The sequence below is a fragment of the Shewanella sp. SP1S1-7 genome (assembly GCF_031932105.1).
Taxonomy (GTDB): Bacteria; Pseudomonadota; Gammaproteobacteria; order Enterobacterales; family Shewanellaceae; genus Shewanella; species Shewanella baltica.
On record NZ_JAUOEU010000003.1, the window covers coordinates 188,063 to 213,346 of the forward strand.

Consider the following 25,284-nt stretch of genomic DNA (forward strand, 5'->3'; position numbering starts at 1 on the left):
TATGGAACACTATATAAATCTATTTTTGCAGGCCACTTTTATCGACAACATGGCGCTGTCGTTCTTCTTGGGCATGTGCACTTTCTTGGCCGTGTCTAAAAAAGTGTCAACCGCCTTTGGTTTAGGCGTCGCCGTGATTGTGGTCATGACCTTAGCCGTGCCGTTAAACCAGCTGATTTACGTCAAAGTGCTCGCACCTGGTGCATTGTCTTGGGTGGGATTACCCGGTATCGATTTAAGTTACCTGCAGCTGATCACTTTCATCGGTGTGATTGCGGCGTTAGTGCAAATCCTTGAAATGTTTTTGGATAAGTACATTCCTAGCCTGTATGACTCCCTTGGGATCTTCTTACCTTTGCTCACAGTAAACTGCGCGATTTTTGCTGGGGTGATCTTTATGGCGAACCGTGATTACAACTTCGGTGAGTCAGTGGTGTTTGCGATGGGCTCGGGTTTTGGCTGGGCGGTGGCAATTGTGCTGCTGGCGGGGCTGCGTGAAAGAATGAAATTCAACGCGATTCCCGAAGGCTTACAAGGTATTGGTATCACCTTTATCACAACAGGCTTGATGGCGCTGGGCTTTATGTCTTTCTCTGGGATCTCGCTGTAAAGCAACAGTAGGCGAGCCAAGAGTTGAGAAAGTGAAACCAGATTCTTTTTAGAAAAGAGCTAGAAAAGGGTAATACGATGGAAATGGCAATTGGCATAGGCATGTTCACGCTAGTGGTCTGTCTATTGGTGATAGTGATTCTAATCGCCAAAAAGCAATTAGTGGCTACGGGTGAAGTGACAATAAGCATCAACGAAGATGCCGAAAAAAGCATTCAAGTTGCGGCGGGTGACAAGTTGCTCGGCGCTTTGGCGAGTCAGAGTATTTTTATTCCGTCAGCCTGTGGTGGCGGCGGAACCTGCGGTCAGTGCCGAGTGAAAATCAAATCGGGCGGCGGTGACATTCTGCCGACTGAAATGGGCCATATCACCAAGAAAGAGGCTAAAGAAGGGTGTCGTCTCGCCTGCCAAGTCTCAGTGAAAACCGATATGGAGCTTGAGCTCGACGAAGAAATCTTTGGGGTGAAAAAGTGGCAATGCAAAGTGATCTCTAATGATAACAAGGCGACTTTTATCAAGGAGTTATTGCTTGAGTTACCCGAAGGTGAAGATGTTCGCTTTAAAGCGGGGGGGTATATTCAAATCGAAGCGCCAGCCCATGTGGTGAAATACGCCGACTTTGATATTCCTGAAAAATACCGTGGTGATTGGGATAAATACGGCCTGTTTGACATTGTCTCTACCGTCAACGAAGAAGTGTTGCGCGCTTACTCTATGGCCAACTATCCCGATGAAAAGGGCCGCATTATGCTGAACGTGCGGATTGCGACGCCGCCATCGGCCAATGTGCCAGCGGGTAAGATGTCATCTTACATCTTCAACCTGAAAGCGGGCGATACAGTGACCATTTCAGGGCCATTCGGTGAGTTCTTTGTGAAGGAAACCGATGCGGAAATGGTGTTTATCGGTGGCGGTGCGGGCATGGCACCTATGCGTTCACACATTTTCGATCAGCTTAAGAGTAAGAAAACCACACGTAAAATGAGCTTCTGGTACGGCGCTCGTTCGACCCGTGAAGTGTTTTACCAAGCGGATTTCGATGCACTAGCGGCCGAGAATGACAACTTCGTTTGGCATGTGGCGTTATCTGAGCCATTGCCTGAGGATAATTGGACTGGCTACACTGGCTTTATTCATAATGTGATTTATGAGAATTATCTTAAAAATCATAAGGCACCAGAAGACTGCGAGTACTACATGTGTGGTCCTCCAATCATGAACTCTTCAGTAATTAAGATGCTTGAAAGCCTAGGCGTTGAGCCAGAAAATATCCTACTCGATGACTTTGGTGATTAGGTTGTAAGTGAGTAATAAAAAAATCGCGTTAGGCAGAGTGACTACTGCTGAGCCTAACGCGATTTTTGTTTATAGGGCTTTTTATCATTTCGCAGTTTTTAGCTTTCGCATTTTGATGCTATTTAGCTCCTCACCTAGCTAAAGGATTTACCACCATGGCGCGTTAAATAACTCACCATGCGCTCACTCTCAGCGGTATAGCATCCCATGCGAAACTCACCATGCCAGTAAGCAATATCGAGCGGATGATACCCCTGCGAGTTTGGATGATTTACATCGGCCCCCGCATCCACCAATAATTTGAGCAGTTCAAAAGACTGCAACTCACAGGCATGCAAGAGTGCCGTCATCCCGCCATCGTCCACGCCTTCAAGATTCGCGCCATTGGCAATAATGCGCTTAACAGCAAGCGTATCTTTGGCTTTAACCGCATCGATGAGTTCAGTGCTCATTTGATCGCTATTTAACCTCATCCAAAGGATTTAATTTAAGTGGATTTAGTCTAGGTTTATTTAACTTGTGGGCGAAACTCCGTAAGCTGAGTAGCATATACCTAAATGCTTATGTCTACAGGTATAACTTATCATGGATGTAATAGTTGTGGGATTAGGAGGCTTGTTTGAAAAAGTTAGCAGTAGTATCACTTATCTGTTTCTCCCTCTGCGCATGCTCTTCACTCAATGAAGTTAAATTGGATTCTCAATCGGTATCCAGCTACATAGGTGAAAAGGTCAAAGTCACCACAATATCTGGCGAACAAATGGAATTTCAAGTCGAAAGTGCAACGGAACAGCAGATCGAGGGAGAAGGGCAACTAGTCAAAATTGAAGATATACAGACGTTGGAAGTTGAGGAGTTTAGCCCACTAAAATCGATATCACTTTCAGCAGGCTTATATATGTTAGGTGCGATAATTATTACTATTGTCGTTTTATAGCCATTTTGAATGTGTATTCGCTGCAACTTGAGATATTCAGTCTACAAACTGGGGCAGACTGCCACTTGGTTTATACTGCTCGGATTAGCTTCGTCGCCCTAGGTATCACTTTGTTGTGTCATTTTTATATGGAATATTTCCTTTATAATTCAATTGTAAAGATTAAATTGTATTATCCATAAAAAGCGCTTGTGATAAGCTTGCTTTTTTCTAGCAGGCAGCATTATTTGTTAATTATGTTAAGGATAACCCATGCGTTTGAGTGTTATCAGTACCCTGTTGACTGGTTTTTTATTATTCCCAAGTGCCAATAGTTTTGGTCTGTTATTAGAAACAGGTGCTGAACAAGAGCAAATCGGGCAAGGCAGTAACTCGATTGCCGTTGAAAGCCAAACCACATCTTCAGTATCGAAGGTGGCGGAGATCAAGACCTTAATCCAAACCGCAATAAAGGATTCGCCGCAGCCATTTAGTGGCAGTGTTATCCTGCTTGAGCAGGGCAAGCCGCAGTTTGAACTGCAAAAGGGTGAAGGTATTAGTCAAGATTCGCGCTTTGTGATGGCATCGCTCTCTAAACAAATTACCGCAACGCTAGTGTTGCAGGCACTTGATACGGGGAAACTCGATTTAAATCAAACGCTAAATCATTACCTTTTTGGCGATCTTGACGTGGAAGCTAGGGGGCTAAAAGCCACTGAAGCGGCCACAAATACGAGTGTTTTGAACCCCAGTCGTTATGACACGCGGATTACGCTGCATCAACTGCTGACTCATACATCGGGTGTCGATAAACTGGGTAAGGCCAATCGCTTTGAGCCCGGAAGCCAATTTGAATACTCTAATTTGGGTTATTCACTGCTTGGGCAAGTGCTTGAGAAGATAAATCAACAATCCTTTGCCAAGCAAGTAGCGCAGTTTGCAACGCGATACCAGCTTAATGGCCTGAGTGCTGAGCTTGGCAGTATTGAGGCGATTCACGCCAAAGTGCCTTCACTCGCCGTAGGTTTACAGGAAAGTGAGGTAATTGCCCCTGCTGACTTAGTGATTGATGAAACTTTATTGCCCGCAGGGGGATTGATTACCTCAGCGCCCACCTATGCCGCCTTTCAGCATCTATTACATTCTGGCAAGTTGCTGAGTACAGAGAGTTATCAACGTATGACTACGGCGTATACCGGGATCCAATTTTTATGGCCGAATATGCGCTATGGCTATGGGGTGAGGATCAATAAGGACGATGGCCTAGTCGAATACAGTCATACGGGTTATGTTTCTGGCTATATGTCGATGACGCTGCATTATCCTGAATTTAATTTGGATCTGGTGATGCTGGAAAACCTATCGCTAAACCTTAACGATCGTAACCGAGTATTTGAACTGCATAATCAGATTCGCCAAGTCATCCGTAGCCAGTTACTGCGTGCTAAAGCCTCTGATGTTTAAGCCTCTGATATTTAAACCTTAGCTTTCGCCATTATGCTGGCTGATAGGCCGCTAAGTCTGCCTATATCCGTATCCAAAGCGTCACTTTTTGTTAGCGTTAACCTCGAAAGAGTAAAGCCCCAAAATTGGGGCTTTACTCTTGGTTCTCGTTGGCAGTTAAGGTGCTAACCGCTACCCAAAGTAGGTGCTAATCGTTACCAGAAGCGCTTTCTCAGTGCGGTTTCAATTTCGATATCAACCTTAAAGTACTGCAAAATCGTCCAGACTGAATCGACTAAAGCTTCGGTTAGGGCGGGATAATCATCCTCGATTAACTTGTTTATCTCATCGACCGTATCATCGATATATTCCTGCACGCTTTCTTCAAACTCCGCTTGGGTGGCCTGATTGCGGAAAAAGCTAAAATCATTCAGTTTTTCAATCAGCAGATCGAGCTGTTCTTCTATGCCTTTAAATTGGGCGACAGTGATATCGGGATCCTTTGCGATAAGTTTAAAGAAGCTCTGCACTTTGGTTTTGAGATCGAACAGCGTTGGGATTTGGTTTTTATCTGAAGCCGCATTACTTACCTCTAATTTGGCCTTTTTAGACGCTATATCTGGTTGGCCAGTAGGAGCGTTATCATCCGCAGTCTCGGTTGTCTGCATATTTGAGATAGGTTTAGTTTCAGTCTGCGCCTGAACTTGAGTCTGCTGTTGCATTGTTTCGCCATTAATATGTTGTAGCAGGCGACGGCTGAAATAGCTTTCTGGCTCCGCGACTTCGAGTGCTCGCTCAAGCTGAGTTTCACTGTAGGAGGCTATTTGCAGCAGCGCTTCGAAAATCTCCTTATATTCCTGCTCTATAGCTGCGACCAGCGGGCTATTGCCGCGGCAGTTCTCAGTTGTTAAGTCGGTGCCATATTGTTGCAATAGTCTTAAGATCCGCACAGCTGTTGATTCAAAGCGGGGGAACTCGATTGAACTGCCACCTATCACAGCGCAAAGGGCGGGGGTGGTGTCTTCGGCATTGATGGCATTGGGGTTTGCGCCATGTTCGAGTAGCGCCTCTACGCAGGACTGTGCGCCGTAGTAACTGGCGCACATTAATGGCGTAAATTGCTCATCTACTGAGAATTCTTCTAACTTGGCTCTATGGCGCAGTAATAGTTCTACGGTTTTACGCCGCATAGGGCCGGTAATTTCATCCCACCAGTAGGTCGAAATCGCCTTGTGTAGAATGGGCGAATTATCGTGGCCGCAATGGGTAAAAATATCCCCGCCTTGGTTAATAAGCCATTCAAGTAGTTGGGTTCGACAGGAGATAGCCGCCGCAGACACATAGTTAGTGTTGTAGATATTGGTGAGGCTTAAATCTAGCCCCTTGGTGAGCAGATATTCCATCACTTGGATAAGCGTTGCTTGATCTTCTTTCCCTGAACCACGCTGGCAGATAGTGAGTAAGGTTGGTTCATCCACCGCCCCAAATTTTTTATTGATATCCATACCATATTGCAGGAACAGATCGAAAAACTCGGGCAGAAAGGTTTTCTTTTCGACCATTGGATAAACCAATAGTCGTAAATTCGACCAGACTAACATCTCATAGGATTTACCCGTATTCACAAATTCGGCATTTGGATTAGCGCCATATTTGAGCAACAGTTCAAGGGCTTGGTAGATGTAACTCCGTTTATTCGGATCGGTAAATTGGGCATTATTAATATATTGGTTGAGCAAGGGTGAATGGTCGGCATCAGGCGGTGTCATCCTATAGATGCGATTGATATCGACGGTGGCCTTAATCAGTTTTTCGATAATCCTAAGGTCAAATTCTGAGGTCAATGCCGCATAGACCAAACTTTTGGCGTGAGAATCGGCTTTGAGCTGCGGATAATGGTCTAACAGGTATTCAGTGTAGTCTTGCGCTTTAGCGTAAACGCATAGTTCGAGTAAATTGGCATCATCCCAGAAGCTGCTATCGTTGGCCATAATATAGCGTGACTTTTTAAATGCAGGGAAGCGTTTAACCAAGGGAGAAAATGTTTCTACTCCCCAAAATTCGCTCGAAGAAATAATGTTTTCAATTAGGCTTAATTTGCCAATATCTAATGGGATATCTTTATTAATGATATGCAGGAACAGATCTTTATTGCGTTCATCATATAATATTTCTAGTGGGTGATTTAATTCACCATTGGTCCAGAAACTCACCGGTTTATTGATATCTAAGTTAGCTGCAAGTAGAAGATCGATCATATCTCTACGTTGATGGTGTTGATAGATATATTGCGGATTAGGATGAAATAGATAGTTGAGCCAGCAATTGTTATATTGATTTTGAAAGTAAAGATTGGCACTAGAGTCTAGGTATAGGGTAACGAGTTCTGAGTTGTTATATTCAATAGCCGAATGCAATGCACTGAAACCATTACATTCGATTTTAGCGCCTTTGCTGAGCAAGTATTTTATAAGCACTAAATCGGACTGAGGACTGCAAGATAGTGGAACTAATATATTGCAGGGCGAAACATTGAGATCAATAAAGTTGAGATCTCCACTATCGGCAAGAAATTGATCAATTTTCTTTATTTTAGCCGAGGTCGAAAGCGTGTTATCTAGGCATATTTCCCGAAGTGTGAGTTTCTTATCACTAAAAATCCAACTGAGCATAATGTTCCCTATTTAATGCCGTTAACAAAATGATATCAAACACCTTTCAATTTATTAAAAATTGAGTGAGGTAAAATTGCCATATATTAATGCATTTAAGTTAAGAAAAACTATGCCCTAAGACTGATAATTAAAATGATCCTGTTTGAATAACATTTTGTGATACAAATTGATAATGCCAAACAAGTTGCATGATGACATGTTTGGCATTGTTACTTTGATTGGAATTCTGCTTCATATCCTATTGATTAAGATCTAGCAGCATCGGCATTTCGCAGGCGTCGTGGCCTGTGTTCCCTAGGGGAGCCGACAGATGTACAAAGCCTAATTTCTCATAGAGTTTTACGGCTTCATTTAGTACAGCGGTGGTTTCTAAATAGCAGCTTTGATAACCCGTTTCGCGGGCGAAATCGAGTGCCAGCAGCGCTAAACGTTTGGCTAAACCTTTACCGCGAATTTCGGGCATGAAGTACATTTTTTGCAGTTCGCAGACGCCATTATTGTTAGCTAAAGGCGCAATACCGGCGCCGCCTAAAATGCGGCCCCCTAATTCAATAATCCAATAGTTGGCGCCCGCTTGGGAGTAAATCTGGCTTAGGCAATCTAAGGTCGGGTCCGCTACGCTATAGCCTTTATCTGCGGTTAAGCCGTATTCGGCCGAAACATCGCGGATGACTTTGGCAATTGCGGCATCATCTTGGGCTGTGGCTTGGCGAATGTGGCAACCACTTTGCTGCTTGGCGTTATGTACGGCTTGGTTATATAACACGAGGGCCTCTTCGATTTGTGAAGTTTGCAATGGAGTCAGTTGGGCTAAGATCCCTTGGAATAATTGATTCTGCTGAGTATCCAATTTAACGAGTAACTTCTTACCCGCAGGTGTCAGTTGCACAACTAAGCAGCGACTGTCCCGTGGATGTACCTGACTCTGGGCAAGATGTTTATCGATCAAATGCTTGATAGCGCGGCTTGCATTGGACTTATCTATGCTGAGTTTGCAGGCAAGCTCTTTGATGGTCAGGGGCTGCTTGCCTATCTCAAACAGGGCATGGGCTTGCACGGGCGAAAGGGGTAAATCCCCAAAGGCGGCGTTGAGCATGCCTAAATTTCTCACCAGATAGCGAGACAAATGCCTGAGTTGGGCGGATGAGCCTGACTCAGTCGTTTGCTTAGTTTGAGTCACAGGCTTCGCAGGATCTTGAGCCAATGGTGCGTCTGTTTGAGCCATAGTCGAATAGGTTTGGTTGCATGTCACAACTAAGTTAGCGGGCTTTAATTCCTCTTGCAACATATTACTAACAATCTACTGTGTAAATATCAGGATTCAATAATGGCGCCATGGCGAGAATAATCGCCTGGGTGTAATTACTTTCACGGGTCGCATGGCCGTCTGTGAGTAAACCTATGGCACCGCCTTTTTGCTTAATATTGATTGTATTGAACAACCTATCCATGACATCCCCGAGTTCTTCCCCCGCTTCTAATGCCCGATAAACTTGCATTGGTAAAGGTAAAATCGCACTGCGGCCAATGGCAAGCTGGTCTTTATGGCCAATAGCGATATAAGCGAATGTGGCAGGACCAAAGTCGAAACAATCGACACCGCCTTCCATCGCAAAATAGTAGTCGGCTTTAGTCTCTTGCGGGTCCTGCTGTTGACAATAGCGCACCCGATTGATCGCCCCTTGGCGAGTGTCTTTATCTGTCATTGGCTGCGCCGCAACACCTGAAGGTGCATCCATACCGCTGGCTTCTATTATGCTGTCGGGGAACAGTTGTGCCATCGCTTTGGTTGCCGCGTTGATTTTTACTGGGTTTTTAGAACCCACTTTTATCTTGATAATTTTTTGTTGCATATAGGTTGTTTATTTCAGCTTTTAATGTGGACGCTCGTTTGAATCATTGCTTAAATGGTCTGAGGTGTCTAAGCGTTTGGGTTTTCTATTCTGCCACAGTCGTCGGCGAAGCTCAGTAAAAAGCCAACAGTAGGGGAGGCAATAGCCATTCATTAAAGCGGTGAAGGCTCGGTTTACGATCTTACCCGGTAATACGTCGCTGTTTAATTTCGCTACCCAATACCCTATGCCAGTGCGCCAAAGCTCAAGCGAACTGATTTTGCGTTATTCGTTAACGGCTCACTCCGGCGTTGGTTCCGCAGTGAGCTGTTTTTTATGGCGTTTGCGACTGATAGCGATTTGTAAAAATTTAACATTAGCGGATGTGATCTTGATCGACTTTAGCTGTCGATATGCGGCACTGGATCATGTTTTGCTGATTTTCGTGACTTATCTCCGAATCGGTGTTTTTCTCGGCGCTTATGCTTTGTCACTGGCTTTGGTTTGAGGTGAAAATATTGTGTCGTTAAGCGGTTTTTTATGTGTGTTTTTTGATGCTATATTGAAGATTTATTACATTAAATCAGCGATCTAGATCTCAATATCAGTTTATTATGAAATTCCCTTACATAAAGCCGTGTCAGATCAACTTTTATGGGCTTTTTTTGGTTATCCTTAGCGCGAATTTATTATGCTAGTCACACCGTAAGGTAACTTTTATATGCAAAAAGATGCGATCAGTGTTCTTGGAACACCTCAAAGCACACAGAATCTAGATTCAACGAAACACTTACCTTGGACTCGCCAAGACACGACTTGGATGTTGAGTTTGTTCGGCACTGCCGTTGGCGCTGGAATTTTATTTTTACCTATCAATGCGGGCATGGGCGGCTTTTGGCCTCTTGTGTTAATGGCAGTGATCATTGGTCCTATGACCTATCTTGCCCACCGTGGTTTATCTCGTTTTGTTTGTTCATCAAGCATTCCTGGTAGCGACATTACTCAAGTAGTTGAAGAGCATTTTGGTGTTGGCGCGGGTAAAGCCATTACCGTACTGTATTTCTTTGCTATCTATCCGATTGTATTAATTTACGGTGTAGGCATTACTAACACAGTCGATAGCTTTATCGTCAATCAGTTGGGCATGGCCTCGCCACCACGCTTCATTCTATCGGGTGTATTGATCCTCGGTATGATGGCTGTGATGGTTGCGGGTGAAAAGTTCATGCTGAAAGTGACACAATTGCTGGTATATCCGCTGGTGGGTATTTTGGCCTTTATGTCGTTCTACCTGATCCCAGAATGGAAAATGGATGCCTTACAAGTTGTGCCAGAAGCGGGCGCATTTTTAGGTACAGTGTGGTTGACGATCCCAGTATTGGTGTTCGCCTTTAACCATTCTCCTGCGATTTCACAGTTTTCAGTGTCACTGAAACGTGACCACGGCGCCAACGCTTCTCGCAAAGCTGACGTCATTTTACGTAACACTTCGATGATGTTAGTGGGCTTTGTGATGTTGTTTGTGTTCTCTTGTGTGCTGTCGTTATCGCCAGCCCAATTGGCAGAAGCGAAAGCGCAGAACTTACCGATTCTGTCTTACTTAGCCAACGTGCATTCAAGTGGTTTTGTGAGCTACTTTGGCCCGTTAATCGCCTTTATCGCGATTGTGTCCTCTTTCTTCGGCCATTACATGGGCGCGACAGAAGGCATGAAAGGCGTGATCGTTAAGCAGTTACGCTCAAGCGGCAAATCAGTCGCTGACGCTAAGATCAACAAGTTCATCCTAGGCTTTATGTTTGTCACTATCTGGGCTGTGGCTGTGATCAACCCAAGTATCTTAGGCATGATTGAAGCCTTAGGTGGCCCAATTATCGCTGCTATCCTGTACTTGATGCCTATGTATGCCGTGTATAAAGTGCCAGCGTTAAAAGCCTATCGTGGCCGAATCAGCAATATCTTCGTGATCATTGCAGGTTTACTGGCGATGACGGCGATTCTGTTTGGTTTCTTCCGTTAAGTTTTGCGAGTGTAGTGAAGCTTAACGAGGAGTTAGCGTTAGGTTTTTAGTCTGAATCGTGACTCGTAAAAAAAGGATCGTGCCATTGGCCCGATCCTTTTTTATTGCGAATAAGCTATTGAAGGACTTATTTTTCTTCGTACATTAAATAGTAACTCTGCTTCATCCCTAAGGCTTGATAGGTCTGCTGGGCGGCGAGGTTTTCTTGCTCGACATATAAACGGAAGCTGGCAGCGCCACCATTGGCTTCGGCCAGTTGTTTGACTTCACTGTAGAGCTTGCCATAAATGCCTTGGCGACGATTTTGCGGGCGAATATACACACTCTGGATCCAGTAATAATCTTTGGCGCGCCAATCGCTCCATTCAAATGTCACCATAAGCGAACCAACTATTTCACCTTCAATTTCGGCGACGAGGTAAAACCCTTTTTGCGGGCTCTCAAGTAGCGTGCCCACGCCGCGGGTTAGTGTCGCTTCATCTAAGGCTAAGCCTTCGGTTTCTTGGGCCATCGCCTGATTAAATTGGACTAAGGCACTGAGGTCCTGAGCCTTAGCTTTACGGATCAACATACAACAACTCCTAGGCGGTTATTGAGTAATACCGCTCTTGTTTAGTGAACAACCATTTTGTGGCTCACTTTAGCATGGAACATTGTGGGATAACGAGTTCGACAGTCGCGGTTTTGGCGGAGTGAGCTTAATTGTTGTTGCGGATTTTTGTACGACTAAAGTCTTATCTGCTAGGCTTGTCTCTAGTGCCCTTTTTCTGAACTAAGTGAGCATATGATGGGATTCGTTAAGTCGACACGCCGCTATAAACTTAAGTTGTTGCCCGTTGCTGATCTGACTGCTGATGAGCAAATAAACCATCGACTGCATTTTATCTTAACTTTGTTGAGTTTTGGTTTGTGGGGACTCGTTTGGTGGTGGTTGATCTTGAAAGCTAAGGGTAAGTCTGACTTTATTTTCAGTGGTTTTGATGACGATTACTGGAGTTATTTGATTGAACGTGAGCAACCGCCAGCAGCGCTTTATCGTCAGCAAATTGCACCTGTTATGGTGACAGTCTATTTTGATGCTTAATATAAAGGTTAAGTATGCAGTCGCGTTGGTCGATGTCGTTGGCATATTTGGCTGGTTTTACGGCGGTTGGCATCAACGTGATACAGATCATCCTTAGATTTTTGCCCGTTATGCTAGACTCTGCGCTCAGCTAATTTGGGGAATAAATTAGTGCCAGCCAAGGATAGGCATTCGCCCGTTCTTCATTACAAATTCAAGGTTATTAACATGTCAAAACAAACGTCATCAATGTTAGGCCGTACATGGTCCTACTGGATGTCAGTGCCTCTGTGGCTACAAATTCTAGTCGGTATGGTGCTCGGAATTACGGTTGGCGTAGTATTAGGTGAGCAAGCGACGGTGTTAAAACCGATTGGAACCTTATTCGTTAATATTATTAAGATGTTGATTGTGCCGTTAGTGTTTTGTTCACTGATCGTGGGTGTGACTTCGATGGAAGACACTGCCAAGATGGGCCGGATTGGTTTTAAGTCCTTTACTTTCTATCTTTGTACTACGGCAATTGCTATCAGTATTGGATTGGCCGTTGGATATGTTATCCAGCCTGGTGCGGGTCTTGATTTACCCTTACCCTCAGGTGTTTCTGATGTAGCGAAGGAAGTGCCTTCGGTAATGCAGACTCTGATTGATATAGTCCCAACCAACCCTATCGCGGCGTTAGCTAACGGTCAGATCTTGCAAGTTATCGTTTTTGCGGTTGCCTTAGGGATTGCCTTAGTGTTGATCGGTGACCATGGAAAACCAGCGATTAAAGTGTTCGAGAGTCTTGCTGAAGCCATGTACAAGTTAACCGATATGGTGATGAAGCTGGCGCCCTATGGCGTATTTGGATTGATGGCTTGGGTGGCGGGAGCATACGGGATTGAAATGTTACTCCCTCTGCTTAAGGTTATTGTTGCCGTCTACGTTGGCTGCATTATTCACGTATTAGGCTTCTACAGTATTGTTTTGAGTATGTTTTCTAAGCTGAATCCTCTACATTTTTTCAAGGGGATCAGTAATGCAATGGCTGTGGCATTTACTACCTCTAGTTCAGCGGGTACCTTACCTGCGAGCATGAAATGCGCCAGCGAATACTTAGGTGTGAACAAGAAAATTTCCAGTTTTGTATTGCCGCTGGGTACAACTATTAACATGGATGGCACCGCTTTATATCAAGGTGTGACGGCTCTTTTTGTCGCCCAAGCTTTTGGTATTGACTTAACTTGGGTAGATTACCTCACCATTATTTTAACGGCGACCTTAGCCTCAATTGGTACGGCGGGCGTACCAGGCGCGGGTTTGGTGATGTTGACGTTAGTATTATCGACAGTCGGTTTACCCTTGGAAGGCGTGGCGTTAATTGCTGGGATTGACCGGATTTTGGATATGGCACGCACGGTAGTTAACGTATCCGGTGACTTAGTGGCGACAACTGTGATTGCTAAATCTGAGGATGAATTGGATATGGAGCACTACAATGCCGATATGGTGCAAAGTGCCGTGCTAGCCGAGCAGAATATCGCCCTCGAAACCGCGGCTGAGCAAAGCGCTAAAGTCTAGTCGTCTTCGGCTGCTGGTTGTAGAACGAAAAAACCGCCAATGGCGGTTTTTTTATGTGAGTCAATTGTACTTTGCTGAAGCTTATCTCGTTGAGTTTACTTCAGTTCGCTTACTTCACAGGGCTTACTTCAATTGACTCAAGACTAGCACTGGCTTGCCGTCGCTGTTAAGTAGCGTCAGGCGACCTTGCACTAACTTAGCTTTGGCCACTAATGGCATTGCTTGCATGACTTTGTGCTCTTGCTGCATTAGCGCATCGACACAGGCTTTCATTGTGCTACCGGCAGGAGATAGCTTAAGCTCTTGGCCTTGCTGAGTATATTGACCGAAAAAGTTATTACAGCTGTTGTTGCCGTGTAATTTGCCTTCGGCCTCAAAGGTAATTTGCGCTGGGCTGTAATCGATAGTCGGTTGGCCTTGAACCATCTCAATGTGCCAGCTGCCCTCTAATGGAATGGTCTCATTTTGGGCGACATCGGTACTTTGGCAGGCGGTGAGTCCCAACAGTAGCGCACCTAAGATGAATGTTTGTTTTAACATCGTTACGGTTCCTTTTTCCATGGTTATGGCCATAGTGTGACAAGTTTTATCAAAGATCTAAAGAGGTTTATATGTCGGACTCATTTAAAAGTACTATGAATTTGTTGAAGTTTTTACATTGGTTAGGCGTATTGATGCTAGTTTGTGGACTTGGGTTCTATATGTTGACTCAATGGAGTCTAGAGATAAGCGGCATGTTACTGATCTCAAGCCTGATTGGCTTAGGATTGGTCCTTATGTCACCCTATCCCGTGGTGCTGTTTATCCAATGGGCGAAGCGCCAGGATGAGCAATCTAAGTGATTTTGTACTGCCTCAAATTAAATCTATATTTCAGTTAAGCCTAAAATTGATTAAATCACTGCTTGATTAACTTAAAGCGCCGCCGAATCTGCGGCGGGATTATCGTATAAGCTTGAGTCTATGGCGTGCTTAATTGGCGAGTCTTCAATCTCAGGCATGGCTGGGCGCATAGAATCGAGTTTACCCCGCGCGAGTTCCATCATGGGCGCGAGTTTGGCGCTGGATTCCGGGGTGAAAAAACTGTAGCTCGCATCGAGTCTAAGTAGATGATTTTGCTGTTCAAGCAGTTTTTCAACCCGCTTCATAATATGTTGAATATCCCGTTCACCATCGACAAAGGCCAGTACCACAAATTGCGTGGTGTTGTAGTGGGCGGCAACGTCGGCGGTCCGTATCGTATCTTGGATCAACTTGCCTAATAGCCTGTGGTGATTATCTTCGAGGGGGATGGGCGTGTTATCCGGACTCAGTAATTCAAAAAAAATGATGCCTGCATGGGCACCAAAGCGGCGGCCTAAATTGAGCTGTCTTGGCGCCATCATCAAAAAACCATAATGATTGAGCATGCCGGTTTCTTGGTCGCGCATCGAAAGGGATTCAATGCGATGGTTCTGGCACAGCAGAGATAATTCCTGTTGCAGCAATATCTGAAACGGTTCGAGCATAGCGGCATTGGCTAGCGGCTCTGCCATATGTGGGTTGAGTACGCACAGGGCGCCAAATTGGCTGCCATCGGGCCAAGCGATTGGGCGCGAGAGAATGTGCTGAATGCCATCAAAATCCCGTGGTAAATCATCCAACATAAAACTGCCGAGGTTTTGATATAAACCGTCGGGTTGGCTATTTTGTATCTGTTTAAACAGTTCTAGTTCTGCGGGGTACAAAGTGCCCGCGGTAAATTGTGGTGTTTCAGTGATTGCGCTGACAATGATCTCAAATCCTGCGCTGGTCTTTTGGAATATAAAAACCGTGTTAGCGTTGTAATAGCTTTTGATTAGCTCACATTGGTGCATCCAGCGAGTGAGATTCACTTGCTGATTGTCGCTATCAAGTAAACTCAGGTTGGGATTGATGGTCTCTGGCAACATACAAACGCCTAACTAGGGCTAGATATCCATTAAGTTTGGGAAATAAAAGGGGATTTAGCAAATCAAGGCACTAAATAGCACCTTGTTCTAGCTGTGCCTACTAAGCCAACCGAGTATACTGACGGCCTTAAATTGGGCCTAAAGCCAACATTATGCTGTGAGAACACTGTGAAGATTAGATTAGCCTTACCCCAAGATGTTGATTTATTAGCGATGCTAGAGAAAAAACATCTCAATGATGAATTAGCCTCCGCCAGTATGGGGCTGCAAGGGCAAGCTTTTTCCCACAGTGAACTGAGCGAATTAGTGCAGCATCATTGGGTCGTGGTGGCGCAGGTTGAGCAGCAGATCGTCGGTTATGTGATTGCCGGCCGTTGGGGATTTTTCGAACATTGGCCCATTTATCGCACTTTGTTGAATCGTTTGCCGCAACTCGATTGGGATGGGCCTAAATTAACTAAGACCAACTCTTGCCAATACGGGCCGATTTGGGTGCAGCAAACCTACCGTGGACAAGGGATTTTTGAGGCATTAGTCAGTGAAATTCGTCGCCAAGTTGCTCCGCATTTTAGCTATATGTTGACCTTTATTGCCGAAGATAATGAACGTTCCTTTGCCGCCCACTCGGGAAAAGCGCACATGCAGGTGGTGGATTTTTTCACTGTCTCAGCGCGGGATTACTATTTAATGGCGGCAAAGACCCAAGCTTAGTTGTTCGATGATAGAAATTAAGGATTCAATCTCTACTGCGTAAATAACCCGAGTTCAGGTTAAATAACGGAGATAAATACATGAAAGTACAATTTGTTGAGTCACTATTAACGGCATATGCCGAAGTCAATTTATCGGCTTGGGACAACTTGAGATTGGTCTTATCTGAATGCTCTCACCATGAATGTGAGGCGAGGGGATTTGAAGTCGAGTTTGTTTCCGATTCAGGACAAGCGCAGCATTATTGGGTACAAGTGGGGAATATTTGGCTCGATTGTGGCCGAACCAATGCCTATTCGGCGACGATAACGCGACTGACGGATGAGCAAGTCAGCCGCACGAATACGAAAAAGGCGCTAGAGTGCGCCATTTTATCCCAAGAGCAGATTGGTCTACTGTGCATGCAAAACGCCCATTTCGACCATTGCTAAGTGCGCTTACTCAGTCCGTTTCTCAATCGCTTTTTTGATCAATACTTCTTCATCAGAAAGATGCGCTGAGGGTTAGTGGTGACTATGCCTATGATCTCAAACCCTTGTTTTTCATAAAACACAGGTGCTTGAATTGACAAGGTATCCACTTGAGCTACCAAGCAACCCCGCTGTTTCGCCTCAGCTTCAGCAAGCGCCATGAGTTTGCACCCAAGCCCTGTGCCTCTGGTTTGGTCATCAACCCAGACCACATTGATTAAGAAGTTTTTATAGATAGTCCTGCCACCCACACCACCAATCAACTTGCCATTTTCATCACGTGCTATGACAGTCAAAGGCACTGATTTCTCAGGCCCTAATAGCCCAGCATTAAATTGCCTAACGCCGTCTACCAGCGCATCCACAATCGCGTTATTTTCTTCATGAATAACTTCAAATTTCACTTAAATTTCTTCCTTAAAAATATTTTTTTGCTTTCAAATCATATAGCAACTATCAGTAAACTCAATGTTGGACAGAAGTGCGTTAGATTTAATGCACTAAAGGTGAGTAATAGCATTTAGATTCGTTGGCTGATATCCATTAACGCAGGCTTGCCATGGCATTCGCTCGTCAGTCCTTTGATGCTCGACCGCCCCGTCAATGGGGCGACGGTCGTCTCGCTATCACCATGGCTCACTTTTTTGGTATTAGCGGAACCTGTGGATTGAAAAGATTACACAATATACTTTTGGACAGAAATGTGTTGGAAAGTAGTGTTTTGGGAGCAGTAATTTCAGTTGTTAGAAGTTTAGCGTTTACGGGTATCCACTCACACAGGCTTGCCATGGCATTCGCTCGTCGACTCGCAGCCAGTCCGTCCTTGGATGCTCGACCGCCCCGTCCATGGGGCGGACGGTCGTCTCGCCAATCACCATTGCTCACCTTTTGGGCACTAGTGTAACCAGTCTGTATGAAGGAGATACCCAGCAAGCTTTTGGACAAAACCTTGTTAGATAATTCACTCTTATGAGCCAGATTCGGATTAGCTATTCTATTAGCAATGCTTCGTTTGGCTACAAACTAATCAATAAACGATAAAACCAGTCGGAATAGGCATAACAGGGACATGAATCAGTTCTCTAGAGATTTGATTCATCTAAAGGGAAAAAACCGCCCCAGAATAGCCGCAAACAGGGCAATAGGACGAGGTTTAGCGGCTGACGTGAATCAGTCTGGTGTAGAGTGATTCACTCGCTCACTACTTCGAGTACTCACTTATCCCCCTTTGTTCCTTACCCACGACTAATTAATTAAGAAGCTATACTTATAACTTCAACGATTCACCATCTTCAGGAATTAATACTTGTTTTTCAATGCCTTCTTCTTGCACAAACTCCCTGAGCTCTTTACGAGTCAATGCTGCGTGATTGACCGTATCCATGTGTACAGCAACAATGTTAGCTTGAGGTGCATGCTTAATAGTTCGAAGTGTGTCCTGTTCACCCATGATAATAGAGCCTTCAAGGCCGTCTAAACGAGCATCACCTGTGTTAAGAACAACTACTTCAGGCTTAAATTCATTTAGAGCATTTTCCACTTCATTACGCCAAATGGTATCACCGACAAAATATACAGTACTGTAATTATCTGCTTGTAACACCACCCCCATAGCTTCTCCTAACAATTTAGCTAACTCTGGGATTGCATACATTTCATCCGTGCCATGCTGCCCACCTGTTTTGGTTAAACTAATACCATTGAACTGAGTTTTAATGCCTAACACACGCACATCTTTAAAGCCTTGAGCGCGAATAGTATTTGCATCCTCTTCATTTTGAACAAATAAAGGCATCGTTTTAGGAATTACACTTTGTGCTGCATCATCCCAATGATCAAGATGTGTGTGAGTGACAATAACAGCGTCTACATTGTCAATTACAGCTTTAGCTGACATGGGTAAATCGATCATTGGTATACGTATTTCACTACGGTAAGTACCGGCAAAACCAGAATAGGTATCTTTCTTTGCCAGCATAGGGTCTATTAAAAATGTTGTGTCACCATAAGTGAGTTTAGATGTTGCATTTCGAATATGCTGAAACTGAACCTGCTGTGGTTCTGAATGCAGCGTTGGAGCCGATTCAGCTAATGCATTGGTGCTATTTATGATGGTTGCAAGCCCTAAGGTAAATAGGATGGTGATAGCTTTGTTTTTCATAATGTATCTCTTTGGCGGTTGATTAATATGAGACATTATCTTCGGTATTTACGAGATGGAATATTGACCCAAGTGACAAATATCGAAACAATTGGGCCAAATAATGATATGACGATTCACTTGGGAGCGCTTTGCACATGCAAGTACCAACTGTCGCTTTGATTCTCTACCCTCATTTCAGCGTGTTTCATGTCGCTGTGCCTCAAGCCGTTTTTTCGATGCAGCCAGATGGCAAACCCATTTTTGACTTAAAGATCGTGTCAATTGATTGTAAGCCACAACACTCTGACAATTGGATGACAGTCCAGCCTGATGGTGGATTAGAACTCGTTGAGTTGGCAGATATAGTCGTCATTCCAGGGTGGCATGACCTAGAAAGTCCGCCTGCTTCCAATATTTCTGAAGTATTGGTTAGAGCTCATGAAAGAGGATCTACGGTCGTGGGGCTTTGCTATGGTGCTTACGCATTAGCCTACTCAGGGCTATTAGATGAAAAAGAAGCGGCAACTCATTGGATGGCAGAGGACGATTTTACTGTTCGTTTTCCAAATATAAAGCTAAATACGAACGCACTTTATGTTGAAAGCGACCGTGTAGTCACTTCCGCAGGTACTGCAGCCGCTTTAGACTGTTGCTTGTATATTGTGAGGTCTTTTTATGGGACAAAAACAGCGAATAAAGTTGCGCGCATCTTAGTTGTACCTCCACACAGAGAAGGCGGCCAGGCACAATTTATTGCACAACCCATCCCAAAATCAACTCAAGATGCAGAGGTCAATCGGTTACTGGATTATTTACGTGAAAACCTCGACAAACAATATTCCATCGCTGATTTAGCAGACCAATTATTTATGAGTCGCCGTACCTTTACTCGGCATTTCAACAACGCTACCGGTATGTCATTTGGAAAATGGCTTGTGAACGCTCGTCTGCAACGTAGCCTTGAGCTTCTTGAAAGTACACGACTTCCTGTAGAAAAAGTGTCTGAAATGGTTGGTTTTCAGACTGCAACGTCATTTAGGCAACATTTTAATCAACGTTTTCAAGTTAGCCCAAGTGCTTGGCGTAAAACGTTTGCGGGAAACTAACGATGTTAGAGCTATGTTGGAAGCAACTCTAAAATAAACTATAAACGCCGATTTTACTGAGTGTTCGATTTTTACAAGTACACTATAGAAAGCACTTTAGCCAAAAGCTAACGTGAAATGATGGTGTTCAGCCCGTGAACCAAACTAGGTAAGTCTGATTCACTGTAACGATTTTTGCAATCCCTCATGGTCAGGTCTTTCTTTTGGGTACCCATTACTTTAAGTATCTCAAATTATCAGATAACAAAGGGCTGATCTTCGAGCCGTGGCGCACTTAGGGGCAATATTTTTTTAGCTAAACGAACAGCAGAAGTGTTAGTTAAGATTGGCATTGTTGCAACTGTGACCGTTGGCGGCATGGATGCCGTCGTCGAGCCTATAGGGATATATTTACGGCGAGTCACTGGGGAAACAATGACAATTCATGCTGCATAACTGACGATAAAGTTATCTTGCTTTGGGGTAATAGCTTTTTAGCTGAACGAACAGCTAGAGGGTTGGGGAGGGTTGGCATTGTTGCACCTGTGATCTTCTAAAACAGGATGTTTTAGTTGAGCCCTTAGGGACGCTTTTTGTTAAACAAAGAGGTGACGAGTCACAGGGGAAACAATGACAATGAATGCTGCACAACTGGCGATACAATTATCTTGCTTTGGGGAATCCAAATTGCAGGCATAAAAAAACCGCTGGGTAGCGGTTTTTATATTTTGCAATCTTAATGGGTTTTAATCGAAACCGATTATAAACCCGCGTCAGCGCGCAGTGCTTCAGCTTTGTCCGTTGCTTCCCAAGGGAATTCGCTGCGACCAAAGTGGCCATAAGCGGCAGTCGCTTGATAAATTGGACGTGCTAAATCTAGCATGGCCGTTAAACCGTATGGACGCAGTTCGAAGTGTTGACGTACTAACTTGATCAGCAAATCTTCAGACACTTTACCCGTACCGAAGGTTTCGATGCTGATAGAAGTCGGCTCTGCCACACCAATAGCGTAAGACACTTGGATTTCACAACGATCAGCAAGACCTGCTGCAACGATGTTTTTTGCCACATAACGAGCAGCGTATGCCGCGCTACGGTCCACTTTTGATGGATCTTTACCAGAGAATGCGCCACCACCATGACGGGCCATGCCGCCATAGGTATCAACGATGATCTTACGACCGGTTAAGCCGCAATCGCCTACTGGGCCACCGATAACAAAACGGCCAGTTGGGTTGATAAAGAACTTAGTGTCTTTGTTTAGCCATTGAGCCGGTAATACTGGTTTGATGATGGTTTCCATCACGCCTTCAATTAAGTCGGCTTGTGAAACGTCATCTCTGTGCTGAGTCGACAATACGACGGCATCGATACCGACAATTTTGCCATCATCATAGGCAAACGTGACTTGGCTTTTCGCATCTGGGCGTAACCAAGGCAGGGTGCCGTTTTTACGCACTTCAGACTGACGCTTCACTAATGCGTGGGCATAAGTGATAGGCGCTGGCATTAGGACGTCGGTTTCGTTGTTGGCATAGCCAAACATTAACCCTTGGTCGCCTGCACCTTGCTCAGCAGGGTCAGCACGGTCTACACCTTGATTGATATCAGGTGATTGCTTACCAATGGCGTTTAATACCGCGCACGAGTCTGCATCAAAACCCATATCTGAGTGGGTATAACCAATTTCACGCACCGTTTTACGGGTGATTTCTTCGATATCAACCCAAGCAGAAGTCGTGACTTCGCCACCGACTAATACCATGCCAGTTTTGACATAAGTTTCACACGCCACGCGTGCTTTTGGATCTTGAGCCAGAATTGCATCTAGCACAGCATCAGAAATCTGATCTGCAATCTTATCGGGATGACCTTCTGAGACCGACTCAGAAGTAAACAAGTGCTTTGCCATAGTAGGAAAATCTCGTCGTTAGCATTCAAACGTGTAGAAGCATCTACATCTAGACGGCTATTTTAGTTTAAATCTGATTGCCGATCACCCCCAGTGAGAAAAAATCCTCTCAGATTGTGACCTGAAAACGACTGCGCTCAGTCTTAAATAGGTTATTTTTCTTATATTTCATAGCATTAAGTTTGCTCGATTTTTGAGAAATTTATTTCTCCATTACAAGTGATCCTTGCGATGCCCACTCAAGTAAATGCCAGTAAAGTGACTAGCTTGTTTCTGCGAGTTTACGATTCGGCCATCTTTTGCTGAGTGAATGATAATTTTAGTTTGCGTCACACTGGCATGTAGGGGAAAATATGCATCCAAATTGCCCGCTAGACCCCACAAACAAGCAGGAGAGAGCATGTCTTCCCGTAAAGTACTCGCAAACGCAATCCGTGCGTTAAGTATGGATGCAGTTCAAAAAGCAAATTCAGGCCATCCCGGCGCCCCAATGGGTATGGCAGATATTGCTGAAGTGCTGTGGAATGATTTCCTTAAGCACAACCCGACCAATCCTAAATGGGTAGATAGAGACCGTTTCGTCCTTTCTAACGGTCACGGTTCAATGCTGATCTACTCTTTACTTCACCTGACAGGTTATGAATTACCAATCGAAGAGCTGAAACAGTTCCGTCAATTGCATTCAAAAACCCCGGGTCACCCAGAATACGGTTACACCCCAGGTGTTGAAACCACAACGGGTCCACTCGGCGCGGGCATCAGCAATGCTGTCGGTATGGCGATTGCTGAAAAAACCTTAGCGGCACAGTTTAACCGTGATGGTCACGATATCGTTGATCACTACACTTACTGCTTCGTCGGCGACGGCTGTTTGATGGAAGGTATTTCCCACGAAGCCTGTTCATTAGCCGGTACTTTAGGTCTAGGCAAACTGGTCGCATTTTGGGATGACAACGGTATTTCTATCGATGGCCATGTTGAAGGCTGGTTCACCGATGATACGCCAAAGCGTTTTGAAGCTTACGGCTGGCATGTGATTGCCGGTGTTGACGGTCACGATAGCGCGGCAATCCGTGCTGCTATCGAAGCGGCGAAAGCGGTTACCGATAAACCAACCATGATTTGCTGCAAAACCATTATCGGTTTTGGTTCACCTAACAAATCAGGCAGCCACGATTGCCACGGCGCGCCATTAGGCGATGCGGAAATCGCAGCAGCCCGTGAATTCCTTGGCTGGCCACATGCGCCATTTGAAATCCCTGCTGACGTTTATGCGGGTTGGGATGCCAAAGAAGCTGGTGCTGCCCGTGAAGCGGCATGGAACGAGAAGTTTGCGGCTTATAGCGCAGCTCACCCAGAACTGGCTGCTGAATACGAGCGCCGTGTACTGAAAGGTGAATTACCTGCTGATTTCGAAGAAAAAGCGCAGGCATTCGTGCAAGCATCACAGGACAAAGCCGAAGGGATTGCGAGCCGTAAAGCCTCACAAAATGCCATCGGTGCTTTCGGTGCTATGTTACCTGAACTGTTAGGCGGCTCTGCTGACTTAGCGGGTTCTAACTTGACACTGTGGTCAGGTTCTAAAGGTATTCAAGACGATCCTGCCGGTAACTACATTTACTACGGCGTGCGTGAATTCGGCATGAGCGGCATTATGAACGGTGCTTCGCTGCATGGTGGTTTCATCAATTACGGCGCAACTTTCATGATGTTCATGGAATACGCACGTAACGCAGTCCGCATGTCGGCGCTGATGGGCATTCAAAACATCTTCGTTTATACCCATGACTCTATCGGTCAAGGTGAAGATGGTCCAACGCATCAGCCAGTTGAGCAATTAGCTAACCTGCGTATGACGCCAAATATGGCCGTATGGCGCCCATGTGATGCGGCAGAAACAGCGGTTTCTTGGAAAGCTGCGATTCAACGTCGGAATGCGCCAACGTCACTGATTTTCAGCCGTCAAAACCTCAAAGCCCAAGCGCGTACCGCTGAGCAATTAGCCAACGTGGCTAAAGGTGCTTATGTACTGCAAGACTGTGCGGGTACACCAGAACTGATCCTGATCGCAACCGGTAGCGAAGTACAATTGGCGATGGATTCTGCGGCTGCATTAACTGAGCAAGGTAAACAAGTTCGCGTAGTTTCTATGCCATCGACAACTGAGTTCGATAAGCAAGATGCAGCGTATAAAGAATCGGTATTACCACGCGCAGTGACTAAACGTGTGGCTATCGAAGCGGCGCATACCGATTTCTGGTACAAGTACGTTGGTTTTGAAGGCACTGTTGTTGGCATGACCACTTTTGGTGAGTCAGCGCCGGGTAACGTGCTATTGAATCACTTCGGTTTCACCGTTGAAAATGTGCTGAATGCTGCAAAATCATTGGGCTAATCGCTCAAGGGATTAGATTCAATACAAAAGGTTAAACTTTTTAAGTGTTAATCTGTATAATGCGGCCTGCAATCTTTTGCAGGCCGTTTTTGTATTTAGAGGAAATTGAGACCTCAATGATCCGAGTCGCTATCAATGGTTATGGCCGTATCGGCCGCTCTATTCTTCGTGCTTTGTACGAGTCTGGAAAACGGCAGCAAATGCAGATTGTCGCGATTAATGAATTAGCTAAACCTGAAGCCATTATTCATCTGACCCAGTACGACACCACCCACGGTCGGTTTGCGCACAAAGTGAAACTCGTCGATGATCACATGCTGATTGGCGACGATGCGATAAAAATTCTCCACGAGCCTGATCCCACAAAACTCCCTTGGCATGAAATGGACATAGACATTGTCTATGAGGCCACAGGTGTATTACTCGATCGTCAAAGCTGCGAAGCCCATATTCATGCTGGCGCTAAACAAGTGCTGATAAGCCATCCGTCCTCAGCCGATGTCGATGGCACGATTGTTTATGGCGTCAACCACGATTTACTCCGCGCCGAACACACTGTGGTTTCCAACGCTTCTTGTACGACTAACTGTATCGTGCCTGTGATCGACGTGCTCGATCGCCACTTCGGCGTTAAAAGCGGTGCCATTACCACTATCCATTCGGCGATGAACGATCAGCAAGTGATTGATGCTTATCATGATGATTTGCGTCGTACCCGCGCCGCTGGCCAATCGATTATCCCTGTAGACACTAAGCTTGCCCGCGGTATTGAGCGGATTTTGCCGCACATGAAAGATAAATTTGAAGCGATTTCGGTGCGCGTACCGACCATCAACGTGACCGCGATTGATTTGTCTGTGACGCTTGAGAAAACCGTCGATATTGCCACTGTGAATCATGTGCTGGAGTCGGCCGCCAATGGGCGATTTAACGGCATTTTGGGTTATACTGATGAGCCCTTGGTTTCATGTGATTTCAACCATGATCCGCGCTCCAGTATTGTTGACGGTACCCAGACCCGTGTCAGCGCCGGTCAGTTGGTGAAGCTGTTGTTGTGGTGCGATAACGAGTGGGGTTTTGCCAACCGTATGTTAGATACGAGTTTGGCGATGATCGCAGCCAAGCGAGGCTGATAAAAAGTAGATTATTCACCGGTGGGTCACTCAGTTATATGCCAATTCGACGGGATGTCGAGCGCCTAGCGGCAGTAAACTGATACCGGCC

The 25,284-nt window shown here is 45.2% G+C and carries 23 protein-coding genes; 13 read left to right on the forward strand and 10 right to left on the reverse strand.

Annotation, left to right across the window (positions count from 1 at the left end; all coding sequences use genetic code 11):
* Position 1: 1 nt before the first annotated feature.
* Positions 2–610, forward strand: coding sequence for an NADH:ubiquinone reductase (Na(+)-transporting) subunit E (gene nqrE / locus Q4Q49_RS04160; protein ID WP_261272234.1), 609 nt, complete (start codon positions 2–4; stop codon positions 608–610).
* Positions 611–687: 77 nt separating this feature from the next.
* The gene (gene nqrF / locus Q4Q49_RS04165) at positions 688–1,905 is read left to right on the forward strand and encodes an NADH:ubiquinone reductase (Na(+)-transporting) subunit F (RefSeq protein WP_115333946.1); all 1,218 of its coding nucleotides are present in this window, start codon (positions 688–690) and stop codon (positions 1,903–1,905) included.
* A gap of 134 nt (positions 1,906–2,039) precedes the next feature.
* Here nqrF and Q4Q49_RS04170 read toward each other — a convergent pair whose 3' ends face one another.
* Positions 2,040–2,357, reverse strand: coding sequence for an ankyrin repeat domain-containing protein (locus Q4Q49_RS04170; protein ID WP_261272233.1), 318 nt, complete (start codon positions 2,355–2,357; stop codon positions 2,040–2,042).
* A gap of 167 nt (positions 2,358–2,524) precedes the next feature.
* Here Q4Q49_RS04170 and Q4Q49_RS04175 point away from each other — a divergent pair, with 167 nt between their 5' ends.
* Positions 2,525–2,842 (forward strand): hypothetical protein, encoded by a 318-nt coding sequence (locus Q4Q49_RS04175; RefSeq protein WP_173497308.1) that lies wholly within the window; start codon positions 2,525–2,527, stop codon positions 2,840–2,842.
* Positions 2,843–3,094: 252 nt separating this feature from the next.
* Positions 3,095–4,285, forward strand: coding sequence for a serine hydrolase domain-containing protein (locus tag Q4Q49_RS04180; protein WP_311998708.1), 1,191 nt, complete (start codon positions 3,095–3,097; stop codon positions 4,283–4,285).
* Positions 4,286–4,479: 194 nt separating this feature from the next.
* On the opposite strand, the gene Q4Q49_RS04185 is transcribed toward Q4Q49_RS04180, so the two are convergent.
* From Q4Q49_RS04185 to yjjX, 3 genes are all read right to left on the reverse strand, one after another.
* Positions 4,480–6,936, reverse strand: a complete 2,457-nt coding sequence (locus Q4Q49_RS04185; protein ID WP_311998709.1) for an ankyrin repeat domain-containing protein — start codon at positions 6,934–6,936, stop codon at positions 4,480–4,482.
* A 241-nt stretch (positions 6,937–7,177) separates the two neighbouring features.
* Positions 7,178–8,227, reverse strand: a complete 1,050-nt coding sequence (locus tag Q4Q49_RS04190; RefSeq protein ID WP_261272230.1) for a bifunctional helix-turn-helix transcriptional regulator/GNAT family N-acetyltransferase — start codon at positions 8,225–8,227, stop codon at positions 7,178–7,180.
* Between the two features lie 4 nt (positions 8,228–8,231).
* Complete coding sequence (yjjX, locus tag Q4Q49_RS04195; protein WP_261272229.1) at positions 8,232–8,792, reverse strand: inosine/xanthosine triphosphatase; 561 nt, start codon at positions 8,790–8,792, stop codon at positions 8,232–8,234.
* A 700-nt stretch (positions 8,793–9,492) separates the two neighbouring features.
* On the opposite strand from yjjX, the gene Q4Q49_RS04200 reads away from it, so the two are divergent.
* A complete protein-coding gene (locus Q4Q49_RS04200; RefSeq protein ID WP_311998710.1) occupies positions 9,493–10,788 on the forward strand; it encodes a serine/threonine transporter in 1,296 nt (431 codons plus the stop codon).
* A 127-nt stretch (positions 10,789–10,915) separates the two neighbouring features.
* Here Q4Q49_RS04200 and Q4Q49_RS04205 read toward each other — a convergent pair whose 3' ends face one another.
* Positions 10,916–11,359 (reverse strand): GNAT family N-acetyltransferase, encoded by a 444-nt coding sequence (locus tag Q4Q49_RS04205; protein ID WP_006084032.1) that lies wholly within the window; start codon positions 11,357–11,359, stop codon positions 10,916–10,918.
* 216 nt (positions 11,360–11,575) lie between these two features.
* Between Q4Q49_RS04205 and Q4Q49_RS04210 the strand changes: the two genes are divergently transcribed.
* A complete protein-coding gene (locus Q4Q49_RS04210) occupies positions 11,576–11,872 on the forward strand; it encodes a hypothetical protein (protein ID WP_311998731.1) in 297 nt (98 codons plus the stop codon).
* A 207-nt stretch (positions 11,873–12,079) separates the two neighbouring features.
* Positions 12,080–13,414 (forward strand): dicarboxylate/amino acid:cation symporter, encoded by a 1,335-nt coding sequence (locus tag Q4Q49_RS04215; RefSeq protein ID WP_106651526.1) that lies wholly within the window; start codon positions 12,080–12,082, stop codon positions 13,412–13,414.
* A gap of 123 nt (positions 13,415–13,537) precedes the next feature.
* Here Q4Q49_RS04215 and Q4Q49_RS04220 read toward each other — a convergent pair whose 3' ends face one another.
* On the reverse strand, positions 13,538–13,954 hold the full coding sequence (locus tag Q4Q49_RS04220) for an META domain-containing protein (RefSeq protein ID WP_106651525.1): 417 nt from the start codon (positions 13,952–13,954) through the stop codon (positions 13,538–13,540).
* 71 nt (positions 13,955–14,025) lie between these two features.
* Here Q4Q49_RS04220 and Q4Q49_RS04225 point away from each other — a divergent pair, with 71 nt between their 5' ends.
* On the forward strand, positions 14,026–14,256 hold the full coding sequence (locus tag Q4Q49_RS04225) for a hypothetical protein (RefSeq protein ID WP_106651524.1): 231 nt from the start codon (positions 14,026–14,028) through the stop codon (positions 14,254–14,256).
* Between the two features lie 71 nt (positions 14,257–14,327).
* Here the strand turns inward: Q4Q49_RS04225 and Q4Q49_RS04230 are convergent, their stop codons facing one another.
* Positions 14,328–15,344 carry a GGDEF domain-containing protein gene (locus Q4Q49_RS04230; protein WP_311987286.1) on the reverse strand — a complete coding sequence of 339 codons (1,017 nt, stop codon included), beginning with the start codon at positions 15,342–15,344 and terminating at the stop codon, positions 14,328–14,330.
* Between the two features lie 168 nt (positions 15,345–15,512).
* Here Q4Q49_RS04230 and Q4Q49_RS04235 point away from each other — a divergent pair, with 168 nt between their 5' ends.
* Both Q4Q49_RS04235 and Q4Q49_RS04240 read left to right on the forward strand, forming a co-directional pair.
* Entirely contained in the window at positions 15,513–16,055 is a 543-nt protein-coding gene (locus Q4Q49_RS04235) for a GNAT family N-acetyltransferase (RefSeq protein ID WP_311987284.1), read from the forward strand.
* Between the two features lie 80 nt (positions 16,056–16,135).
* Complete coding sequence (locus Q4Q49_RS04240; RefSeq protein ID WP_311987282.1) at positions 16,136–16,486, forward strand: hypothetical protein; 351 nt, start codon at positions 16,136–16,138, stop codon at positions 16,484–16,486.
* A gap of 38 nt (positions 16,487–16,524) precedes the next feature.
* On the opposite strand, the gene Q4Q49_RS04245 is transcribed toward Q4Q49_RS04240, so the two are convergent.
* On the reverse strand, positions 16,525–16,929 hold the full coding sequence (locus tag Q4Q49_RS04245) for a GNAT family N-acetyltransferase (RefSeq protein ID WP_311890935.1): 405 nt from the start codon (positions 16,927–16,929) through the stop codon (positions 16,525–16,527).
* 863 nt (positions 16,930–17,792) lie between these two features.
* Positions 17,793–18,686 carry an MBL fold metallo-hydrolase gene (locus Q4Q49_RS04250; RefSeq protein ID WP_311899751.1) on the reverse strand — a complete coding sequence of 298 codons (894 nt, stop codon included), beginning with the start codon at positions 18,684–18,686 and terminating at the stop codon, positions 17,793–17,795.
* 137 nt (positions 18,687–18,823) lie between these two features.
* Between Q4Q49_RS04250 and Q4Q49_RS04255 the strand changes: the two genes are divergently transcribed.
* A complete protein-coding gene (locus tag Q4Q49_RS04255; protein WP_311899753.1) occupies positions 18,824–19,774 on the forward strand; it encodes a helix-turn-helix domain-containing protein in 951 nt (316 codons plus the stop codon).
* Between the two features lie 739 nt (positions 19,775–20,513).
* Here Q4Q49_RS04255 and metK read toward each other — a convergent pair.
* Complete coding sequence (metK, locus tag Q4Q49_RS04260; RefSeq protein ID WP_259214954.1) at positions 20,514–21,665, reverse strand: methionine adenosyltransferase; 1,152 nt, start codon at positions 21,663–21,665, stop codon at positions 20,514–20,516.
* Between the two features lie 400 nt (positions 21,666–22,065).
* On the opposite strand from metK, the gene tkt reads away from it, so the two are divergent.
* The gene (gene tkt / locus Q4Q49_RS04265) at positions 22,066–24,060 is read left to right on the forward strand and encodes a transketolase (protein ID WP_107403871.1); all 1,995 of its coding nucleotides are present in this window, start codon (positions 22,066–22,068) and stop codon (positions 24,058–24,060) included.
* Between the two features lie 116 nt (positions 24,061–24,176).
* On the forward strand, positions 24,177–25,193 hold the full coding sequence (epd, locus tag Q4Q49_RS04270; protein WP_012588472.1) for an erythrose-4-phosphate dehydrogenase: 1,017 nt from the start codon (positions 24,177–24,179) through the stop codon (positions 25,191–25,193).
* Positions 25,194–25,284: the final 91 nt, after the last annotated feature.

Bases quoted from the DNA above. Each gene is read 5' to 3' on its own strand.
- nqrE (WP_261272234.1), top strand. From the start codon at position 2: ATGGAACACTATATAAATCTATTTTTGCAGGCCACTTTTATCGACAAC.
- nqrF (WP_115333946.1), top strand. From the start codon at position 688: ATGGAAATGGCAATTGGCATAGGCATGTTCACGCTAGTGGTCTGTCTA.
- Q4Q49_RS04170 (WP_261272233.1), bottom strand. From the start codon at position 2,357: ATGAGCACTGAACTCATCGATGCGGTTAAAGCCAAAGATACGCTTGCT.
- Q4Q49_RS04180 (WP_311998708.1), top strand. From the start codon at position 3,095: ATGCGTTTGAGTGTTATCAGTACCCTGTTGACTGGTTTTTTATTATTC.
- Q4Q49_RS04185 (WP_311998709.1), bottom strand. From the start codon at position 6,936: ATGCTCAGTTGGATTTTTAGTGATAAGAAACTCACACTTCGGGAAATA.
- Q4Q49_RS04190 (WP_261272230.1), bottom strand. From the start codon at position 8,227: ATGTTGCAAGAGGAATTAAAGCCCGCTAACTTAGTTGTGACATGCAAC.
- yjjX (WP_261272229.1), bottom strand. From the start codon at position 8,792: ATGCAACAAAAAATTATCAAGATAAAAGTGGGTTCTAAAAACCCAGTA.
- Q4Q49_RS04200 (WP_311998710.1), top strand. From the start codon at position 9,493: ATGCAAAAAGATGCGATCAGTGTTCTTGGAACACCTCAAAGCACACAG.
- Q4Q49_RS04205 (WP_006084032.1), bottom strand. From the start codon at position 11,359: ATGTTGATCCGTAAAGCTAAGGCTCAGGACCTCAGTGCCTTAGTCCAA.
- Q4Q49_RS04210 (WP_311998731.1), top strand. From the start codon at position 11,576: ATGGGATTCGTTAAGTCGACACGCCGCTATAAACTTAAGTTGTTGCCC.
- Q4Q49_RS04215 (WP_106651526.1), top strand. From the start codon at position 12,080: ATGTCAAAACAAACGTCATCAATGTTAGGCCGTACATGGTCCTACTGG.
- Q4Q49_RS04220 (WP_106651525.1), bottom strand. From the start codon at position 13,954: ATGTTAAAACAAACATTCATCTTAGGTGCGCTACTGTTGGGACTCACC.
- Q4Q49_RS04225 (WP_106651524.1), top strand. From the start codon at position 14,026: ATGTCGGACTCATTTAAAAGTACTATGAATTTGTTGAAGTTTTTACAT.
- Q4Q49_RS04230 (WP_311987286.1), bottom strand. From the start codon at position 15,344: ATGTTGCCAGAGACCATCAATCCCAACCTGAGTTTACTTGATAGCGAC.
- Q4Q49_RS04240 (WP_311987282.1), top strand. From the start codon at position 16,136: ATGAAAGTACAATTTGTTGAGTCACTATTAACGGCATATGCCGAAGTC.
- Q4Q49_RS04250 (WP_311899751.1), bottom strand. From the start codon at position 18,686: ATGAAAAACAAAGCTATCACCATCCTATTTACCTTAGGGCTTGCAACC.
- Q4Q49_RS04255 (WP_311899753.1), top strand. From the start codon at position 18,824: ATGCAAGTACCAACTGTCGCTTTGATTCTCTACCCTCATTTCAGCGTG.
- metK (WP_259214954.1), bottom strand. From the start codon at position 21,665: ATGGCAAAGCACTTGTTTACTTCTGAGTCGGTCTCAGAAGGTCATCCC.
- tkt (WP_107403871.1), top strand. From the start codon at position 22,066: ATGTCTTCCCGTAAAGTACTCGCAAACGCAATCCGTGCGTTAAGTATG.
- epd (WP_012588472.1), top strand. From the start codon at position 24,177: ATGATCCGAGTCGCTATCAATGGTTATGGCCGTATCGGCCGCTCTATT.